The following is a 19,266-nucleotide window of genomic DNA, read 5'->3' on the forward strand; positions in this document are numbered from 1 at the left end:
GCACTTTTTTTTCTGACCCTTATCCCGCGCGTGGGGGGCCCCCCCGGGGGGGGGGCCACCACGCCAGAAGCCGAAGCCCCCGCGCGCGGGCGTGCGCCCGGGGGCTTCCTGGCGGGTCCACCCTAGGGGGTGCCGTCCCTTACATGGGTGTCGTCCCCTACGCGGGCAGGACCCGCACCCGCCCCTCCGGCAGCTTGGCCCACCAGTGGTCGTAGCGCCGGTAGAGCCAGGGGTCGCGGGCCGCGAGCAGCGCGGACAGTGCGCGCGCCTCCTGCGCGAGCCCCTGCCACGCCGTCTCCGGGAGCTCCTGGAAGGCCGTGGCCTCGATGCCGCCCTCCACCGGGCGCCACACCCCCGCCACGTACCCGTCGACGAGCAGCGTCGGCAGCACGTCGCCGTTGACGCGGATCACCACCCGGCGGAGCTCCGGCGGTATCACCCGGCTCCGGTCGGCGTACGCGAGCAGGACGCTGTCCCACATGGGCAGCAGCCGGGGCGGCGCGGGCGTGTCCCCGGGCGGGCGCGGGGCGCCCGGGAGGTCGAAGAGCGCCGTGCCGTCGGGTCCTTCGAGGTGGTCGAGGTCCGCGTCGAGCTCCTTCAGGACCCGGCGGACCGGCGCCCGCTGGACCATCGCGAACTGCGCCACGTCCGCCACCGACGCGGGGCCGAAGGCCTCCAGATAGCGCAGCACCAGACCTCGCAGCGCCTCGGGCCTGACCTCGCGGCCGGTCACGGGGGCACCGCCGGAGGCCACGAACGACGGGCTCCGGCCGAACGACCAGGGGCCGCCCGTCGGATGGTGGTGCAACGGCGCGTACGCCCGCAGCCCCCACCACGCGCCCTCCGCCCGCTCCTCGCCGACCCGCCCCGCCAGCCACCCGCGCATTTCGGCCATCGTCCGCGGCTCCTCGGCGAACCCGAGCAGCTCCGGCACCAGCGTCTCGGCGTCGGCGGGCGTGAGCCCCGTCTCCGCGAAGCGGAACCCGAGCCGCGACCCGTACAGCGTCTGCTGGAGCGCCTCCCGGAACATCCGGTAGTCCCCGGCGTGCACCGCGTGCACGGTGATCCGCATCAGCGTCGCCTTCACCACCTCACCGCGCGCGAAGACGGCGTCGACCTCGTCCGGATCCAGCCCCACGAGCCGGTTCCACAGCGCCAGATACGGCGAACCGGGGTGCTGCGCCTGGAGCGCGACCACCCGCCGTACGCCGTCGGCGACGCTCAGCGGCGCGCGCTCCAGGAGCAGTTGACGGCCGAGGGTGGCGCGATTGAGCTCACGCGCGGTGATCTTCACGGGGGCATTCTCCCCGAGAACCCGATTCCCCGAGACCCCCAGACCCCGAGAACCCGAGACCCCGAGGAGCCCCGACGCGCCGTCGCCCGGCAACGCTTCGATGCCGCGTCACCGCAGGTCGTAGGCTCGCTACGCGCGTCATCCACGACGGCGCGCCCACCGCTCGACGTACGTACCCAGGGGGGAACGTCACCATGTCCAGGATCCTCGTCGCCGCCACGCCCGTGTCCGGCCACCACGCTCCGCTGCTCCAGATCGCCCGCCATCTCTCCGGCCTCGGCCACGAGGTGGTCTTCCTCGGGGGCTCCCGCTTCGCCGCCCAGGTGGAGGCGGCCGGGCCCGCCTTCCGGGCGCTGCCCGCCGCGGCCGACTACGACGACCGTGACCTGACGGCCCGGTTCCCCGGCCGGGAGGCGATCCCCGCCGGGCCCGAGCAGGTCATGTGGGATGTCATGCATGTCTTCGGCGACCCGATCCCCGCCCAGCTCGGCGCGGTGCGCGAGGTCCTGGCCGACTTCCCGGCCTCCGTCGTCATCCACGACAACCTGTTCCTCGGCGGCGTGGCGCTCGCCCTGAGCGAGGAGGCCGGCCACCGCCCCGCCGTCTTCAGCGTGGGCATCTCGCCGCTCGGCGTCGACAGCCGGGACACCGCGCCCCACCTGCTCGGACTGCTGCCGCCCGCCGACGACGCGGAGCGCGCGCGGTACGCGGAGATGGCGGCGCGGATGGCCGAACGGAGCAAGCCCCTCGCCACCCACCTGCGCGGCTGCTTCACCACCGCGGGAGTGACCCTGGCGGAGGGCTCGCTCGGCTGGCTCCGCATCCAGGCCGCCGACGCGTTCCTCCAGCTCACCGTGGCCGGATTCGAGTACCCGCGCAGCGACCAGCCCGCCAACATCCGCTTCGTCGGCGCGATCCCCATCGAGGCGGGCGCCGCCCAGGAGCCGCCCGCCTGGTGGCCCGAGCTCCAGGCGGCCCGCGCCGAGGGGAAGCGGATCGTCGTGGTCACCCAGGGCACCCTCGCCAACACCGCCCTCGGCCGGCTCGTCGTCCCCACCGTCCGGGCGCTCGCGGACCGCGAGGACGTCTTCGTCGTCGCCGCCACCGGGCGCCCCGACGCGGCCGAGCGGATCGCCGCCGACCTGCCCGCCGTCCCGGCCAACGCCCGTATCGCCGGGTACGTGCCCTTCGCCGAACTCCTCCCGCTGGCCGACCTGCTGGTCACCAACGGCGGCTACGGAGGCACCCAGGCCGCCCTCGCCCACGGCGTGCCCCTGATCGTGGGCGGCGACACCGAGGACAAGCCGGAGGTCGCCGCCCGCGTCGAGTGGTCCGGCACCGGCGTCAACCTCCGTACCGCGGACCCCACCGTCGAGGCGCTCCGCGAGGCCGTGGACACCGTCCTGTCCGTCCCCTCCTACCGCGAGCGCGCCGCCGCCCTCGCCAAGGAGTACGCCGCGCACGACGCCCTCGCCCTGATCGACGGCCTCGTCCGGGAGGCCGACGGCCTCGTCCGGGAGACCGCCGCCCGCTGAGCCCGACCGCACTGATCTCGCCAAGCTGACGGAGGAGTTGGCCGAGACCAGGTGAAGGTTCCGCAACGGCTTGCTCCCGCCCCGCCCCACCCGTAAGGATCGCCCGCAAGCATCGTGTCGAACGGGGGGCGCCATGAAACCTCGCCTGGTCTTCGTCCACGGCATCGGCGGCCCCCGCGACGCCGCCGCCGACCTGGACGAATGGCTGCGGGCCGTGGCCGCGGGCGCGCGCGCCGCCGGGCATTCCGCACGGGTCTCCGGCCTGACGGGAGGCTGGGCCGCCGACGCCCGGTTCGCCTACTACGGCGACCTGTTCCGCTCCGCCGGAAGCCAGGGGAGCGGCGGCGCCCCGGCGGACGACCAGGACGACGCCGTGCTCGCGGAGCTCCTCCTGGAGGCGGTCGACGAGCGGCTCGCCGACTCCGGCGCCCCCCTCTCGGCCGCCGAGACCCGCGCCCTGCGGCACGCCCGCACGCAGCTCGCGCCGCCGCCCGGGGCCCAGGGCGCGGGGGCCCCGGCCCGCCGCGTGGTCAACGCGGTCACCACCCTGCTCGCCGTCCCGGGCGTACGCGCCCTCGGCGGCTGGCTCAGCGCCCGCACCACCGCCGGCATGCTCGGCCAGGTCGCCCGCTACCTCAACCGCGCCGAACCCGACACCACCGGCGCCACCCTGGACCGGCGGATCCGCGCCCGCGTCGCCGCCTGCCTGGACCCCGAAGGCCCCAACGTCGTCGTCGCCCACTCCCTCGGCACCGTCGTCGCCCTGGAGACGCTGCACGAGCACGGGACCCGGCCCGACGCCCCGAACACTCCACGCCCCGACGTCCCGCTCCTCGTCACCCTCGGCTCGCCCCTCGGCATCCGGACCGCCGTCCAGCCCCGGGTCCGCCCCCACCCCCTCGCCACCCCCGCCTCCGTGGGACGCTGGCTCAACTTCTGGGACCGCGACGACCTCGTGGCCGCCCGCCCGCACCTGGAGAGCTTCGTACGGCCCAACGCCGCCGCCGTCGTCCCCGCCTCCCGCCGGGTCGACTCCGACGGGGCCTGGGTCCACCCGGCGGCGAAGTACCTGGCGCAGCCGGCCGTCGCCGGACCGCTCGTCGAGGCGCTGACCACCCTCGCGGAGCGATGAGCGGACCGCGCCATGTGCTGGTGATCGGGGCCCAGTGCCCCGACCTCGGCCTCCTCGACGAACTGGAGCAGGCGACCCGCGCCCTCCACGACACCCTCACCACCCCGTGGGCCGGCGCCTGCGAGAAGGACCAGCCGCACGGACCGACCCTGCTGTACGGGCCCGAGCTCACCCGCACGGGCGTCGAGGAGGCCGTACGGCGGGCCGGCCGCGCCGCCGCCGACGCCGGGGCGGTGCTCGTCCTCTGCCTCCTCGGCCACGGCATGGCGGCCGGCACCCGGCTCTACTTCATGGCGGGCGACTCCCGGGCCGAGGACCCGCTGAGCGCCGTCGACGTCGGCTCGCTGCTCACCGGACTCCTCGACACCCCGGGACTCGACGGGGTCGTGGCCCTCGTCGACACCTGCCACGCGGGCAACGCCCACCCCGACCTCCACTCGCTGGCCCACGGCATCCGGCGCGGCGACACCCGCTTCTCGCTCCTCATGGGTTCCGGCGCCGAGGAGGAGGCGTACGAGCTCCGCTTCAGCCGCACCCTCGTCAAGGTGCTCGACGCGGGCGTCGCCGACGCGGGGGAGACCCTCGTCCCCTCGGTCGTCGTCCGGGCCGTGCGCGCGGACGGCGGCGCCGAGGGCCAGACCGTCCAGGACACCCACTACGACGGCGCCCCGTTCGCCGAAGGCGTGCTCTGGCTGGCCCACAACGCCCGCCACGGCGACGGCGGTTCGGGCTCCCTGTTCGGCCCGCTCGGCCGCGCCGACCTCGACCGCGCCCTCGGCACCGCCGACGGGTCCGCCGCCGACACCGTCACCCACCCCCGGGACCTGGACGGGCTGCGCTCCCGCGCCGCCGCGCTGCGCGAGCCCCGGCGGAGCTGGGCCCGCCGGGTGACGACCGCCCTCCAGAGCGCCGTACGCACCCAGGCCCTGCTCACCGACTGGCCCGGCGACGACCTCACCAGCGCGCTGCTGCGGCGCGCCCTCGCCGAGGCCTGCCCGGCCCCGCTCGCGCCGCCGCCCGACTCCACCGGCGGCGAACTGCTGCGGGACGCCGTCGAGTACCTGCTGCTGCGGGCCCCGCGCGCCGAGCGGCGCCCGACCGAACCGCTCGCCTCCTTCGTCGCCGTCCTGGCCCGCGAGACCCATGTCGACCCGCGCCACCCCGCGCTGCGCGCCTGGGCGGTCGCCGTCGACGCCCTGATCGACCTCAACGACGCCTTCGAGCGGCTCGCCGAACACAACCGGGAGACCAGGCTGCGGCTCGTCGTCAGCCTGCACGGCGCCGTCGGCGACGACTGGCCCGAGTCGCTCGCCGTCTGGCTCCTCGACGACGGGACCGTACGCCGGCACGAGGAGTTCCCCTGCCCCGCGCAGGACCGTTCCGGCGTCGAACGCGCCCTCGGCGACGTGCTCCAGTGGGCGACCCGGCACGCCGACGCCCTCGACACCCCGCTGCGCCGGGTCGAGATCGCCGCCCCCGCCCCGCTGCTCGCCGTCTGGCGCCCCGAGGAGGCCGACTTCGGGATGCGCCGACTCGGCGACCTCCACGACGTGGTCCTGCGCTGGAGCGACCGCATCCAGCCACCCGACCACCTCTTCTGGATCAACGGCCAGGCCCGTACGGCCCTGAAGGCCCTGAAGGACCAGGTCGAGGGCAGCCGGGTCGACTGGCTCGGCGAGGCCGACACCCGGCGCGCCGACGAACTCCTCGAACGGCTCCGCAGGACGGCGTTCCACGGCAGGGCCGTCGCCCTGGAACACCGGCCCGCCCAGCTCAAGGACATGATGGAGTCCCTGCTGGCCGCCTCGCCCATCGTGATGTGGCCGAACCCCGAACCGGCCGAACAGGCGGACCGCGCGCCCGTCCCCGAGCCCGTACGGCGATCCGTCGACACGTACTGGCACCTGCTGCCCGCCGAGTTCAGCCGCGCCTACCGGGAACGCAGGCGGTCCGGACCGGGGGCGCGCGACGGCGCGTGCGGGCACGCCGACGCGGGGCGACGCCATCTCGCGGGACTGCGTACCGTGTGGGACGGTCCCGAGTGGCTGGATTTCTGCAAATGGTTCGATAGCGAGCACACGGCTCGGGAACAGTTCTCCGGGGAACGGTTCCCGACGGAGGGGGAGAGTCCCGCATGACCTGGCAGCCTTTCTACGTCGGCGACGGCGAGGCCCCGACCGGCCCCGAGGGACCCGTCGCGCTCCCCAAGGCCCCGCCCTGGCGGGAGTTCCCGCGCCGCTCCCTGCACGAGCGGTTCGTGCCGCCGCCCGGCCTCGTCGAGGCGGTCAACGCCGCGCTCGCGCTGCGCCGCCCCCTGCTCGTCACCGGACCCGCGGGCTCCGGTAAGTCCACCGTGATCGAGCAGGTCGCCGCCGAACTCGCCCTCGGCACCGTCCTGCGCTGGCACATCACCTCCCGCAGCAGCCTCACCGAGGCGCTGTACCGCTACGACGCCCTCGGCCGGATCCACGCGCAGCGCCTCAAGGGGCGCGACGGCGGCGACGACATCGCGCCCTTCCTGCGCATGGGCCCCCTGGGCACCGCCCTGCTGCCCACCGAGCGGCCCCGGGCGCTGCTGATCGACGAGATCGACAAGAGCGACCTGGACCTCCCCAGCGACCTCCTCGACGTGCTCGAACGCGGCGAGTTCGAGATCCCCGAACTCGCCCGCTACGGAACGGACCTGGTCGCCGTACGGGAATGGCAGGGCGACACCCACCACGAGGTGCGGCGCGGGCGGGTGCAGTGCACCGAGTTCCCGTTCATCGTCATGACCAGCAACGGCGAACGCGACTTCCCCGCCGCCTTCCTGCGCCGCTGCGTCCGCTTCACGATGCCCCTGCCCACCCCCGAGACGCTGCTGCGGATCGTCGAGGCCCACATGGGCCCCGAGACCGCCCGCACCCCCGAGGCCGACCGGCTGCTCACGGTCTTCCTCGAACGCCTCACGGCGGGCGAGAGCCTCGCCGTCGACCAACTGCTCAACGCCGTCCACCTGCTCACCGGGGCGGGCGCGCCCGACGAGGAGCGGCGGCAGGCCATCGAGGACCTGATCCTGCGCGAGCTCTCGCATGCCTGATCCGCTGCCCGGACTGCTCTCCGCCCTGCGCGCCGCCGCCCCCGACCTGGACGGCACCGCGCTGGCGGAGGCGCTCTGGCTGGCCGCCCACATGGCCGGGGACCGGACCGCCGCCACGGACCGGCCCGCACCCCCACCGGCACCGCCCGCCCCCGGCCCGGCCGAGCCGCCGAGCCCGCCGGCCACCCCGCCCCGCCCCCGCGAAGCCGCCCCGGCGCCCCGCCCGCCCGCGACCGGCGCCCCGACCGCCGACGCCACCCGCCCCCTGCACGAGCGGCTCCCCGGCAGCGGCGCCCGCGTCCGGGGGCACGCCGTGGCCGCGCCCCGCGCCACCGGGCTGCCCCGCGCGCTCGAACTCACCCGGGCGCTGCGCCCCTGGAAGCGGCGCTGGCCGCGCGGCCGCCACGCCGAGCTGGACATCGACGCGACCGTCGACGGCTACGCCCGCAGCGGCGAGCTGATCCCGGTCCTGGCGGCGGCGCCCGAGCGCTGGTTCGACCTGGCCCTCGTCGTGGACCGCTCGCCCGGCATGCGCGTCTGGCGCGAGACGGTCGCCGAGTTCACCGCCGTCCTCGACCGGCTCGGCGCCTTCCGCACCCTCCAGGTCACCGACCTCGCCTTCGACGCCTCCGGCGAGCCCCTCGTCCCCGGACAACTGCGCTCCTCCGACGGGCGCCGGCTCGTCGTCGTGGTCTCCGACTGCATGGCCGACGCCTGGCGCCGCCCCGAGGTCTGGCACCTGCTGCGGGAATGGGCGGGCGCCACCCCCACCGCCGTGCTCAACCCGCTCCCGACCCGGCTGTGGCGGCGCGGCGGCCTCAACCTTCCGACGACACGCTTCACCCCCGCCGCGCCGGGTACGCATCGGAGCCGCGTGCCGGTGGAACCGCCGGGTCTGTTTCTGCCGGGAAGCCTGGGAAGCCTGGGAGACCCGGCAGGCGGCCCCGGGGGACAGGACGGCGCCCCCGACACCCCTGCCGACGCCGACGGCGACTGGCTCCCCCTCCCCGTGCTCTCCCTCACCCCGCACTCCCTCGGCCGCTGGTCGCACACCCTGATGCGCGGCGCGCCCGAGGGCTGCACCGCCGTGCTCGTCCCGCCGACCGGGCGCACCCCAGGACCCGCCCGCCCCCCGGCGGTCCCGCTGCCGCCCGGGACGCTCGCCCGCAACCTGCTGCGCACCGCCTCGCCCCGCGCGGCCCGACTGGCCGTGCTCTGCTCCCCGTTCGACCGGCTGAGCCTGCGCCTGATCCACCTCCTCCGCGAGCAGCTGGTCCCGGAGGCCGGCGTCGCGGACGTGGCCGAGCTCGTCACCAGCGGGGTGTTCGACCTGGAGGAGAACGCCACCGGCGGCATCGAGCTCCTGCTGCCGCCCGAGGCCCAGACCGTCCTGCGCGCCGAGCTGCCCGCCCACGAGCTGTGGGCCGTTCACGAGGAGCTCGACCGGTACGTCGCCACGCGCGGCGCGGGCCCCGCCCGGCTGCCCTCGGTCGCCCACGACGGGGAGGGGCCGCAGGACTGGGCGGCCGAGAAGGAGGCCTTCGCGCGGGCGTCGCGGCGCACCCTGGAACTCCTGGGCTTCGCGGAGCCCGGCCGCCCGGCCGGGCCGGAGGACGCCGCGCCCGAGGCGTTCGTCGGGCACACCGCACTCGTCGAACGCGTCGCCCGCAACCTGGCCGACGGGACGACCCGGCTCCTCTGCGTGAGCGCGCGCGACGGCGTCCCTGGCGCCGGGCGCACCGCGTTCGCCCGGCACGTGGCCCACCAGGTCCGGGAGCACTTCCCCGACGGCGTCGTGTTCGTGCTGCTGCGCGGCTCCACCCCGCACCCGGTGCCGCCGGAGGCGGCGCTGTACCAGGTGCTGCGGGAGCTGGGCGTGGCGGACGAGGACGTCCCCGAACCGCGCGCGCCGGACGTCCTCGCCGCCCTGACGGCCACCCTGCGCACCGCGATGGAGGGCAGGCGCGTCCTGGTGGTCCTGGACGACCTGGCCGGCCAGACGGCCGTGCACCACCTCGCCACCACTCCGCCCGAGGGCTGCGCCGTCCTCCTCACCAGTCGCGAACTGGTCCCTTCACGCCACCCGTACCAGGGTGTCGAACTCGCCCCGCTGATCGGCCGCGACGCGGTGGGCCTGCTCCTCGCGCGGATGGGCCCGGACGCCGACGCGGCCTTGGCGCGGCAGGCGATCGGACTGGACGCGTGGTGGCCGCTCTCCCTGCGGATCCTGGCCGGCGCGCTGATCTCCGACATCGACCCGGCGTACACGCTCGACAACCTTCCGGGGCGCCGTCGCTCGACCGAACAGGCCCTGGATCCCTCGCTGTTGGTGCGGCAGCGGCTCGACGCGGACCGGTGGCACGGAGGCCTCGCGGGGGTCCTGGAGCGCCTCGCGGTGGTCAGCTCGGGCGCGTTCACGCTCCAGGAGGCCCTGGCCGTCCTGGAGGGCGACCCGGCCGGTTCCGCCCGTCAGCTGGACACCCTCGTCCGGGCGGGCCTCCTGGAGGCGGCGGGTCCTGAGCGGTACGCGTTCCCCGGCGCCGTCCACGCGGAGGTCGAGAAGGGGAGGCCGTTCGAGCCCCGGCGCGTGGTGGCCCGGGAGCGCGTCGCCCGCTTCCGCCGCGCCGCCGCCGCCGCGCTCCGCGAGGAGCGGCACCCCGGCAGCGCGCTGCCCGCCCTGCTCGGCGTGACCCCCGAACCGGCGCCCCACCCCGAGGTGTGGATCCCCAACGCCCTCGCCCCCTCGGGCGTCGGCTCCACCGGCCTGGAGGCCGACACGCTCTTCCTGCTCCACGAGTCCGGAGCGTCGCCGCTGTACCGCACGCGCTTCGCGCAGGCCGCCCGCTCGCTGATCGACGGGCGCTCCCTGTACACCGACGAGGCCTGGGTCCGGGCCGTGGTCGCGCTCGCCCACGCCCAGCACGCCTCCCGGCGCCCGCGCGAGGCCTGGGACACCGTGCACAAGGCGAGCACCTTCCAGCTCCAGGGCGACGCGGCCACCTACGGCCCCGCCGCACTGCTGCTCGCCCGGCTCTCCCTCGGCGGGCAACCGGACGGCCCAGGGGTGGCGGTGTCCTGGGCCGAGGAGGCGCTGGCCTACCTCGACGTCGGCTCCACCGCCCGCAGCCCGGAGACCACCGACGCGCTCCACTGTCTGGAGCAGGCCCTCGCCGCGTCCCGCGACTACGAGGAACTGGCCGTCGCCCAGCGCAGGTTGAGCCTGCACCTCGCGGCCCGGGGGCTGCCCGACGAGGAGGGGCAGGTGCTGGTCCGCCTCGCCGACACCCTCCTCTTCCTGGACCGGGGAGCGGAGGCGGAGGCCCCGGCCCGGCGCGCCGTGGAGCTCCTCGAAGCGGCCGGCGACGCGTCGGGCCTGGAGATCGCCTTGCGTCTGCTCCGTACCGCCCGGGAGTCCGCCCGCCCCTCCACCGGGCGGACGTTCGTCGTGCTGGAGGGCCCGGACGACGCGGCCCGCCTGGAGGTCGAGACGGCGGCCCTCCTCGCCCGCGCCGGACTGGCCGACCGGTCCGAGACGCGCCGCCTGGACGACAGCGTCCTGCTGCTCGTCGACACCGCCGTCCCCGTCGGCGACGTGCTGCGCGACCTGGTCGAACAGCTCCCGGGGCGGCTCGCGGCGAGCGGCGTCGGCCGCCCCCTGCGCATCGGCGTGCACACCGGGCCCGCGCGCCTCGAACCGGGCGTCGAGTACACCCGGACCATGCTGCGCCACGCCGAATTCCGCAGGGTGTCGGAGAACTACCCGGACGACACCACCCTGTGCGTCTCCCCGGAGGCCTTCGCCACCCTGCGCGACACCGACACAGCAGGGCGCTTCACCGCGCAGGAGGTGCGCACCCAGGACGGCGCGGAGGTCTGCGTGATCCTCACCCCGCGCCTCGACCTCTCCTCGTACGACGGTGAACTCATCGCCCTCGCGCGGGTGTTCAACGAACTCGATCCCGACGGGCGGCGCTTCGCCGGGATCCTGCGGGAGCGCATCGACGGGCTGCTCGATCTGAGGAACACCGGGCGGTTCGACCCGGCGGAGCTGCTGCCCGACGAAGTGGCGCGGATCCGGGGGGAGGTGAGGTCGGGCCTCCAGACCGTCTTCCCCTTCGTGCGGGGCCGGACCTTCGGCCTGGTCTGGCAACGGCCGCAGGGCGACGTGCCGTTCGACGTCAAGTTCTCCCTCGGCGGACCCCGGCAGACCTTCGGCCCCGGCGCCGTCGGGACCATCGCCCTGATGGCGTACGTGGACGAGGCGCGCAGCACCTGGTCGGCGGGGCTCGTCCGGGTGCGGCCCGAGCACCTGACATCCGTCACCGAGCGGGACGGCCTGGCGGCCCTCACGGCGGAGGCGCACCGCACCGCCGTCCTCTGGCTGCACCGGGACGCGCCGCTCCCCGAGAACCTGCTCCTGCACCTCGACCCGGAGACCCGCGACGCGATCCTCGCCCACCCCGACGACGTCTCCCGCGTCATCGAACTCTTCCGCCGGGTCCGCCTCCGGACGGTGCCCCTCTCCGCGCTGCGCCCCCTGATCCATACGGCCAAGGCGGCACGGACGGTGCGCCTCGCGGGCGCCGCCCTGCGCGAGGACGGCCTGCTGCTCCTGGGCGGCACCCCGCGCGGCCGGGAGACGGCGGCGACGCTGCGGCTGCCGGTCCCGGAGGAGGACGAGTACGTGTGCGCCCCCCTCGCCCGGCGCCGCTCCGAGCACGGCGCGCGGCCCTCCGTCGTCGCCGACGGGGCCGCGTGGGTCCTGGCGGCCGAGGGGGACGAACCGGCCCCGCTCCCGGCCGGGTTCCCCGCCCTGCGCGGTCGGTGAGAGGGCGGCGCGCGACCGGCCCCGCGAACCGCCGCGTGATCTAATTCCGGGAATGCGTTTCGGAATCCTCGGCGACACCCGGGCCTGGTACGACGACGGCACCGAAGTGCCCCTCGGCGGGCCCGCGCGCAGGGCCCTGCTGGCGCTGCTCCTGGTCCGCCCCGGGGCCGTCGTCCCGGCGGAGCGGCTGGCCGAGGAGATCGAACCGGGCGGCGGCGCGGTGACCGCGCACGCGTTGCAGTCCCAGGTGTCCCGGCTGCGCGCGGCGCTGCCCGAAGGGGCGTCGATCGAACGGACCGGCTCCGGCTACCGCCTGGTGCTCGGACGTACTGAGGCCGAATCCGTCGACGCCGTACGCTTCGAGCGCGCCGTCGCCGAGGGGCGCGCCGCCCTGCGCGACGGCGACCCCCGACGGGCGGCGGAGGTGCTGCGCGAGGCGCTCGGGCTGTGGCGGGGGCCCGCGCTGGCCGGGCTGCCCGACAGCGAGACGGCCCGCACGGCCGCGGTCCGCCTGGACGAGCTGCGGCTGGCCGCCGTCGAGGACCGGATCGAAGCCGAACTGCGCACCGGCGAGCACCGCGCCGCCGTCCCCGAACTGCGCGAGCTGGTCGACGCGCACCCGCTGCGCGAGCGGCCGGCCGCGCTGCTGATCCGGGCGCTGTCCGCCCAGGGCGGCCCGGCGGAGGCGCTGCTGGTGTTCGAGGAGACCCGACGCCGCCTCGCGGAGGAGCTCGGCGCCGACCCGTCCCCCGAACTGACCCGGCTCCACCGCGAACTGCTCGACGCGGGCGGCCTCCCCGCCCCCACACAGCCGCCCGCCCCGCTCACCGCCTTCATCGGCCGCGAAGCGGAGACCGCCGAGCTGGCCGCCCTCCTCGGGGCGGCCCGCCTGGTCTGCCTCACCGGCCCCGGCGGCGTCGGCAAGACCCGCCTGTCGGCCGAGGTCGCGCGCGGGGTGCGGGATGGCGGCGCCGAGGTCTGCTTCGTCGAACTGGCCGCGCTGCGCGACGGCTCCGCCCTGGCGCCGACGCTGCTCGCCGCACTGGGGCTGCGGGGCAGCGGCCTCCAGCCGGCGCAGGGCCCGCTCGCGCCGGTGGACCGGCTGATCACCGCCCTGGCCGACCGGCCGCTGCTCCTCGTCCTGGACAACTGCGAGCACGTCGTCGACGAGGCCGCGGCCCTCGCGGCGCGGCTGCTCTCGGCCTGCCCCCGGCTGCGGGTGCTCGCCACCAGCAGGGAGCCGCTCGGGGTGATCGGCGAGCACGTACGGCAGGTCCGTCCGCTCGACGAGGCCGCGGCGGTACGGCTCTTCGAGGACCGGGCCCGTGCCGTACGCCCGGGGCCCGCGCCGGACCCCGTGACCGTACGCCGGATCTGCGCGGCCCTGGACGGGCTGCCGCTGGCCGTCGAGCTGGTGGCGGCCCGGCTGCGGACCCTGGAGCTCGACGAGCTCGCGGGCCGGGTCGGCGACCTGCTCGCGGTTACCGCGCGCGGCAGCCGGGCCGCCGACGCCCGGCACCGCACCCTGCGGTCGGTGGTCTCCTGGAGCTGGGACCTCCTCTCGGCGGACGAACAGCGCGCCGCCCGCCGCTTCTCCGTCTTCACCGGCGGCGCGACCGCCGACGCCGCGCTGCGGGTCTGCGGCATGGCCGGCGACACCCTCGAATCGCTGGTCGAGAAGTCGCTGATCGAGCCCGTCGGCGGCGGACGCCACCGGATGCTGGAGACCGTACGGGCGTACGCGGCCGAACAGTTGAGGGAAGCGGACGAGGAGGAGCCGACCGGGCGCCGGCATGCCGAGCACCTCCTGGACCTGCTCGACGGCGCCGCCCCGCACCTGCTGCGGGACGCGCAGCTCGACTGGCTCCCGCGCACGGCCGCCGAGGACGGCGACCTCGCGGCGGCGGTGCGCCGGGCCCTCGCCGCCCACGACCCGGACACGGCCCTGCGCCTGCTGGCCGCCGCGGCCCCCTCGCTGTGGATCCGGGGCGCCTCCGCACCGCTGGGCCCCGCGGCCGCCGCCGTGCTCGACGCACTCGACGGCACGCCCCCGGAGGGGCTCGCGGAGGAGTACGCGGTGTGCGTGCTGCTCGCGGCGGCCGGTGCGCCCGGGACCGCCGACGGCGGCGGGCCGACCGCCTGGCGGCGCCACCGTGCCACCGCGCAGCGGGCCCTGGAGGACGTGTGGTCGGGGGAGCGGGCGGGGCGCCGCCCGGCGGCGCTGCTGGTGTGGATGCTGCGCAACGCGGGGGAGGCCGACCCCGGGCCCGCGTTCGGGCTCGTGTCGGCGCAGCGCGACTCCCCGGACCCCTGGGCGCGGGCGGCGGCCGCCTTCGTGGCCGGGTACGGGCCGCTGGCGGACGGGGACACCGAGGGTGCTGAGCGGGCGTTCCGCGAGGCCGTCGACGGCTTCCGCGCGCTCGGCGACCGCTGGGGCACCGCCCTCGCGCTGGACGCCCTCGCCGCTCTCGCCGGAGCCCGTGGCGACCACGAGGCCGCCGTGGCCCTGACCGACCGGGCGCTCACGCTCGCCGGGGAGCTCGGCGCCCTGGAGGACTCCGCCGACCTCCTCGTCAACCGGGGCGACCACCTCGTCGGCCGCGACCCCGGCCGGGCCCGCGCCGACTACACCGAGGCCGCGGCCCTGGCCCGCGCGGGCGGCGGCTCGGCGGGACTCGCGGCGGCGCTGCGCGGCCTCGGCGACCTCGCGCTCCTGGACGGCGACCTGGACGAGGCCTTCCGCCGCTACGGCGACGCCCTCGGCCGGATGGACCCGACCTGGGTGCGGAACCTGGGCAACCGGGTGTGCTGCCTCGCCGGGCTCGGCCGGGTCGCCGAGGCCCGTGGCGACCTCGCGACGGCCCGCGACCGCTACCGGGAGGCGGCCGCCGCCGTCGCGGGCCTCGGCCCCGGACCCGCCAGGACCCTGCGCCTGATGGGCCTGCCCGAGACCACCGTGGAGGCCGTCCTGCGAGCCGGCTCACCGGGGTGGTGAGCCGGCGGTGAGCACCCGGTGAGCGCCCCCGGACAAGCTGGGCGGCATGACGAAGACGACGCACACGCACTCCCCGCGGCCCGGGAAGAAACTGGACATCCTCATCTCCGGCGCCTCCGTCGCGGGCCCGGCCCTCGCCCTGCTCCTCCACCGCCACGGCTTCCACGCCACCGTCGTGGAACGCGCCCCCGCCCTCCGCGACGGCGGCTACGCCGTCGACTTCCGGGGCCACGCCCACCTGAAGGTGCTGCGCGCCCTCGGCATCCTGGAGGCCGTCGAGGCCGCCCGTACGGGCAACGGCTCCATGGCGTACGTCAACGCGGCCGGCAAGCCCGTCGCGAAGCTGCCCGCCGACCTCTTCGCGGGGGACGTCGAGATCCTGCGCGGCGACCTCGCCCGCATCCTGTACGAGGCGACCCGCCCGTACACGACGTATCTCTTCGGCGACTCGGTCACCTCGCTCACCGAGGACGCCGCCGGGGTCTCCGTCACCTTCGAGCACGCCGCGCCCCGCCGCTTCGACCTGGTGATCGGCGCCGACGGGCTGCGCTCCACCACCCGGCGGCTCGCCTTCGGCCCGGAGGAGGACTTCGTCCGGCACCTGGGCGTGCACTGCGCGGTCTTCACCACCGACAACCACCTGGGCCTCGACCACACCGGCCACGCCTACCGCACCGCGAACCGGCTGGTGGCCATGTACAGCGCCCGCCACAACACCGAGGCGAAGGCCGTCTTCTACTTCGGCTCCCCGGACGTGGACCTGGACCGGCGGGACGTGGCACGCCAACAGGAGGTGCTGGCCGAGCGGTTCCGGGGCAACGGCTGGGAGAGCGACCGGCTGCTCGACGCGATGCGGCACGCGCCGGACTTCCACTTCGACTCGGTCGCCCAGGTCCGCATGGACCGCTGGACCCGGGGCCGGGTGGCGCTGGTCGGCGACGCCGCGTACTGCCCCTCCTCGCTGTCGGGGATGGGCTCCGGACTCGCCCTGGTGGGCGCCTATGTCCTCGCGGGCGAACTCGCCGCCGCCGGGGGCGACCACGAGGTCGCCTTCGCCCGCTACGAGCGGGAGCTCCGGGCGTACGCGGAGGGCTGCCGGAAGATGGGCGACGGGGTCGCCGGACTGATGGTTCCCGGCAGCCGGTTCGCGGCGGCGGCGCTCAACCGCTACTACCGGCTGATGCCTTACCTGCCCGGCCGGAACATGGCCGCGAAGATCGCCCGCAGGACCGCCGAGAACATCTCGCTGCGCGACTACGCCACGGTGTGAGGTGCCGCGCGCGCGGCGCACGCGGCCGCGAAGCCGGGCGGGACCCGCACGTCGGTGAGGGTCCAGCCGGGGACGGGCAGCGGACGCGCGCCGGTCCCCACGACGGTGTCGGCGAACCCGCTGCCGGACAGCCCCTGGCCGGTCCCCTTCAGATACGCCTCCTTGCGCGTCCAGCAGCGCGCGAAGGCGAGCAGCGCGAGCTCCCCGCTGTGCGAGAGCGAGAAGTGCAGCCGGCCGGCCTCCCCGGCGAGCACCGGCCGCCCGTGCGGCCCGCCGCACCCCGGGCAGTCGAGCCGCGCGAACACGAGCCCGGCGGGCCCGAGTCCGAGATACCCCCCGGCCAGCACCCGCAGCGCGGTGTGCGCGGCCACGTACACCTCCCGGTCGGCCGCCCGCCGCAGCCGCCCCGTCCGCCCCGGGCGGCACCAGCCACGCCCCGACCCTAGGCGGCTCCGCCGCCCGGGGAGCCCCGTTCCCCCGCTTCCGCCATGACGGGCCTCGGCGGACCGCCCGCCGCCGCCGGTCCCGCCGCGGGCCACAGCAGCGCGTTCTCCGTGCGGACGCGGACGACGAGCCACGCCGTGTTGGCGAGGGTGAAGAGCAGGGCGGTGATCCACGCGGTGTGGACGAGGGGCAGGGCGATGCCCTCGCACAGGACGATGAGGTAGTTGGGGTGCCGCAGCAGGCGGTAGGGCCCGGTGGTGACCGGCGGCAGTCCGGGTACGACGATGACGCGGATGTTCCAGCGGGGGCCGAGCGTCCTCATGCACCAGGCGCGGCCCGCCTGCGTGAGGACGAGGAAGGCCAGGGCCGGCCAGCCGGTCGCAGGGGCGAAGGCGCGGCCGGTGAGGGCGACCTCCGCGACGGTCCCGACGAGCAGGCAGACATGGAGGGCGACCATGACGGGGTACTGCCGTCGCCCGTACTCGACGCCGCCGTGGGCGAAGGCCCATCGGGCGTTGCGGCGGGCGGTCGTCAGCTCGACCAGGCGCACGACGCCCATGGCGGCGATGAGAGCGAGCAGACTCGCGGGGATCGTCATGGAGTCCTCGTCCTACGCGGTCGCGAGTCGGCCGAGGCGTTCGGCCAGGGCGCGGTATCTGCCGGCGCGGTCCGCCGATTCCTCCAGGTGGGCGGCGATCTCCTCCTGGGCGCGCTGTCCGGCCGGTGCGAGTCCGGTGGTGTCGAGTGCGCCGAGCATACGGAGGAAGGGAAGGGCGATGTCCCTGTGGTAGATCTCCGGCGAGAGGATGCCCGACCTGGCCATGGAGCTGATCAGCCGCCCGAAGCCGGGGGCGGCGTGGGCGGGCGGACGGAAGGTCCTGAGGACGGTGGCCACGGCCTGGAGCGTGCGGTCGGGGTGCATGCGCACGCACGCCTGGAGGATGGTCCGGTAGAAGAGCATGTGCCGGTTCTCGTCGTGGGCGATGCGCCTCATCAGGGCCTCGCAGACCGGCTCGTCGCACAGGCGGCGGATTCCCTGGTAGCTGACGCGGGTGCCGAGTTCCTGGAGGGTGACGTAGACCAGGGAGGCGATGAGGTCGCCCCGGTGGTCGATCTCGTAGCCGTGCTGCACATGCGCGGCGCGGGTGTCCTCCAGAAGCACCGGATCGGCACTGCGGGTGACCACGAGGTAGTCGCGGATGGCGGTGCCGTGCCGGGCTTCCTCCACGGTCCAGCGATTGACCCACCCGCCCCAGGGGCCGTCGAGCGACAGCATGTCCCCGATCACCCGGTGGTAGCTGGGCAGGTTCTCCTCCGCGAGCAGATTGTGGAGGAGGCCGTCCCGGGCGGCCGCGTTCAGTCTCCGCTGGGAGGGGTCCCACGGCTCGCCTCCGAGGGGGCCGTCGTAGTCACGGCCCTGGCTCCAGGGGACGTACTGGTGCGGATACCAGTCGACGGTGGTCCGGAAGTGCGTGTCGAGGGCGTCGGCGGCCACCGGTTCGAGGTCGATCAGGATGCGTACGTCTGCGGCGATGGCGGGCACGGTCCGTGACACCTTTCCTCTCCCCCTACCAGCGGAGGAGGACCAGTTCGATGGCGAAGCCCGGTCCCATGGCGGCGACCAGGCCGGGTGCGTCGGCGGGGGGTGGTGTCTCCATGGCCGCGCGCAGGATGTCCAGTACGGACACGGACGAGAGGTTGCCCCGCTCGGCCACGGAGCGCCGGGTGAGTTCCAGGGCGCCGGGCTCCAGGTCCAGGGCCCGCCGCACCGCGGTGAAGACCTTCGGTCCGCCGCCGTGGACGATCCAGCTGGTGATCTGGCGCGGGGTCAGCGCGTGCCGCGCGAGGAGGCCGTGGACGGCCGTGGGCAGGTGCTGCTCCGTGAGCGCCGGGACCTCGGGCGACAGCAGGATACGGAAGCCGTGGGAGCCGATGTCCCAGCCCAGGGCGTCCTCGGTGCCGGGGAGCAGCAGGCTGTGGGTGTCCACCAGTTGGGGCCCGGCGGGGCCGCCGTCCCGGTGGGCTCCGAGGGCCACGACGGCGGCCGCGCCGTCCCCGAAGAGGCTGCCGGCGACGACGTTCGCCACGGAGCCGTCCTTGAGCTGGTACGCCAGTGAGCACAGCTCCACGGCGAGTAGGACGGCCACCTGGCCGGGGTGGGCCAGGAGGTAGTCGTGGAGCCGGGCAAGACCGGCCGCTCCTCCGGCGCAGCCGCTGCCGAACAGCGGGACGCGCCGGACGTCCGGCCGCAGCCCGACGCGGTGGGCGAGCCGGGCCTCCAGCGACGGCACGGCAAGGCCGGTGACGGTGGTGCTGAACACCGCGTCGACCTCCTCCGGCCGGACGCCCGCGGTGCGCAGCGCGCCGAGCAGCGCCCGTTCCCCCAGCTCCATGGCGGTGTCGAGCCAGACGCGGTTCTGCTCGGTGAAGTCCTCCCGGCGGGCGAGCTCGACCAGCTTGTCCAGGGGCAGCGACAGCGAACGGGTCTCCACGCCCGAGTTGGCATGGATCTTGCGGAGGACCAGCGCGCCCGTCTCGGACTCCCGCAGCGTCGTACGGGCCAGGGCGGCCAGGATCTCCTCCTGCCGGTACAGATACGGCGGGAAGGCCGTCTCGATCGCCGCCACCCGTGGTGCGGCGGCCGCCGGCCGCCGGGTGCGCTCATGGGGCGCCTGACGCGTCGGCATCG

12 protein-coding genes are annotated in these 19,266 nt (G+C 76.0%); 7 read left to right on the top strand and 5 right to left on the bottom strand.

Annotated elements, in window-relative coordinates:
* Positions 1-157: 157 nt before the first annotated feature.
* Entirely contained in the window at positions 158-1,294 is a 1,137-nt protein-coding gene (locus ABTZ54_RS00005) for a winged helix DNA-binding domain-containing protein (protein ID WP_351654590.1), read from the bottom strand.
* Between the two features lie 194 nt (positions 1,295-1,488).
* Between ABTZ54_RS00005 and ABTZ54_RS00010 the strand changes: the two genes are divergently transcribed.
* The 7 genes from ABTZ54_RS00010 (at position 1,489) to ABTZ54_RS00040 (ending at position 16,133) form a co-directional block, all read left to right on the top strand.
* Positions 1,489-2,829, top strand: coding sequence for a nucleotide disphospho-sugar-binding domain-containing protein (locus ABTZ54_RS00010; protein WP_351654597.1), 1,341 nt, complete (start codon positions 1,489-1,491; stop codon positions 2,827-2,829).
* Positions 2,830-2,962: 133 nt separating this feature from the next.
* The gene (locus ABTZ54_RS00015; protein WP_351654600.1) at positions 2,963-3,961 is read left to right on the top strand and encodes an alpha/beta hydrolase; all 999 of its coding nucleotides are present in this window, start codon (positions 2,963-2,965) and stop codon (positions 3,959-3,961) included.
* On the top strand, positions 3,958-6,099 hold the full coding sequence (locus tag ABTZ54_RS00020) for a vWA-MoxR associated conflict system protein (RefSeq protein WP_351654603.1): 2,142 nt from the start codon (positions 3,958-3,960) through the stop codon (positions 6,097-6,099). The genes ABTZ54_RS00015 and ABTZ54_RS00020 overlap by 4 nt, the downstream gene beginning before the upstream one ends.
* Entirely contained in the window at positions 6,096-7,040 is a 945-nt protein-coding gene (locus tag ABTZ54_RS00025; protein ID WP_351654605.1) for an AAA family ATPase, read from the top strand. Before ABTZ54_RS00020 ends, ABTZ54_RS00025 begins: the two co-directional genes overlap by 4 nt.
* Positions 7,033-11,868, top strand: a complete 4,836-nt coding sequence (locus tag ABTZ54_RS00030) for a NaeI family type II restriction endonuclease (RefSeq protein ID WP_351654608.1) — start codon at positions 7,033-7,035, stop codon at positions 11,866-11,868. Before ABTZ54_RS00025 ends, ABTZ54_RS00030 begins: the two co-directional genes overlap by 8 nt.
* A 52-nt stretch (positions 11,869-11,920) precedes the next feature.
* Positions 11,921-14,863 (top strand): AfsR/SARP family transcriptional regulator, encoded by a 2,943-nt coding sequence (locus tag ABTZ54_RS00035; RefSeq protein WP_351654612.1) that lies wholly within the window; start codon positions 11,921-11,923, stop codon positions 14,861-14,863.
* Between the two features lie 46 nt (positions 14,864-14,909).
* Positions 14,910-16,133 (top strand): FAD-dependent monooxygenase, encoded by a 1,224-nt coding sequence (locus tag ABTZ54_RS00040; protein ID WP_351654617.1) that lies wholly within the window; start codon positions 14,910-14,912, stop codon positions 16,131-16,133.
* Here the strand turns inward: ABTZ54_RS00040 and ABTZ54_RS00045 are convergent.
* From ABTZ54_RS00045 to ABTZ54_RS00060, 4 genes are all read right to left on the bottom strand, one after another.
* Positions 16,118-16,504, bottom strand: a complete 387-nt coding sequence (locus ABTZ54_RS00045; RefSeq protein ID WP_351654620.1) for a 4'-phosphopantetheinyl transferase family protein — start codon at positions 16,502-16,504, stop codon at positions 16,118-16,120. The two genes, ABTZ54_RS00040 and ABTZ54_RS00045, sit on opposite strands and share 16 nt — an antisense overlap.
* Before the next feature lie 71 nt (positions 16,505-16,575).
* Positions 16,576-17,175: an isoprenylcysteine carboxyl methyltransferase family protein gene (locus tag ABTZ54_RS00050; RefSeq protein WP_351654623.1), complete on the bottom strand. Its 600-nt coding sequence runs from the start codon at positions 17,173-17,175 to the stop codon at positions 16,576-16,578.
* Between the two features lie 12 nt (positions 17,176-17,187).
* Positions 17,188-18,120, bottom strand: a complete 933-nt coding sequence (locus tag ABTZ54_RS00055; protein ID WP_351654626.1) for an acyl-ACP desaturase — start codon at positions 18,118-18,120, stop codon at positions 17,188-17,190.
* A 25-nt stretch (positions 18,121-18,145) separates the two neighbouring features.
* On the bottom strand, positions 18,146-19,264 hold the full coding sequence (locus tag ABTZ54_RS00060; RefSeq protein WP_351654629.1) for a type III polyketide synthase: 1,119 nt from the start codon (positions 19,262-19,264) through the stop codon (positions 18,146-18,148).
* Positions 19,265-19,266 lie beyond the last annotated feature (2 nt).

Origin of the sequence: Streptomyces sp. NPDC094032 (genome assembly GCF_040303965.1) — a bacterium.
GTDB lineage: Bacteria > Actinomycetota > Actinomycetes > Streptomycetales > Streptomycetaceae > Streptomyces.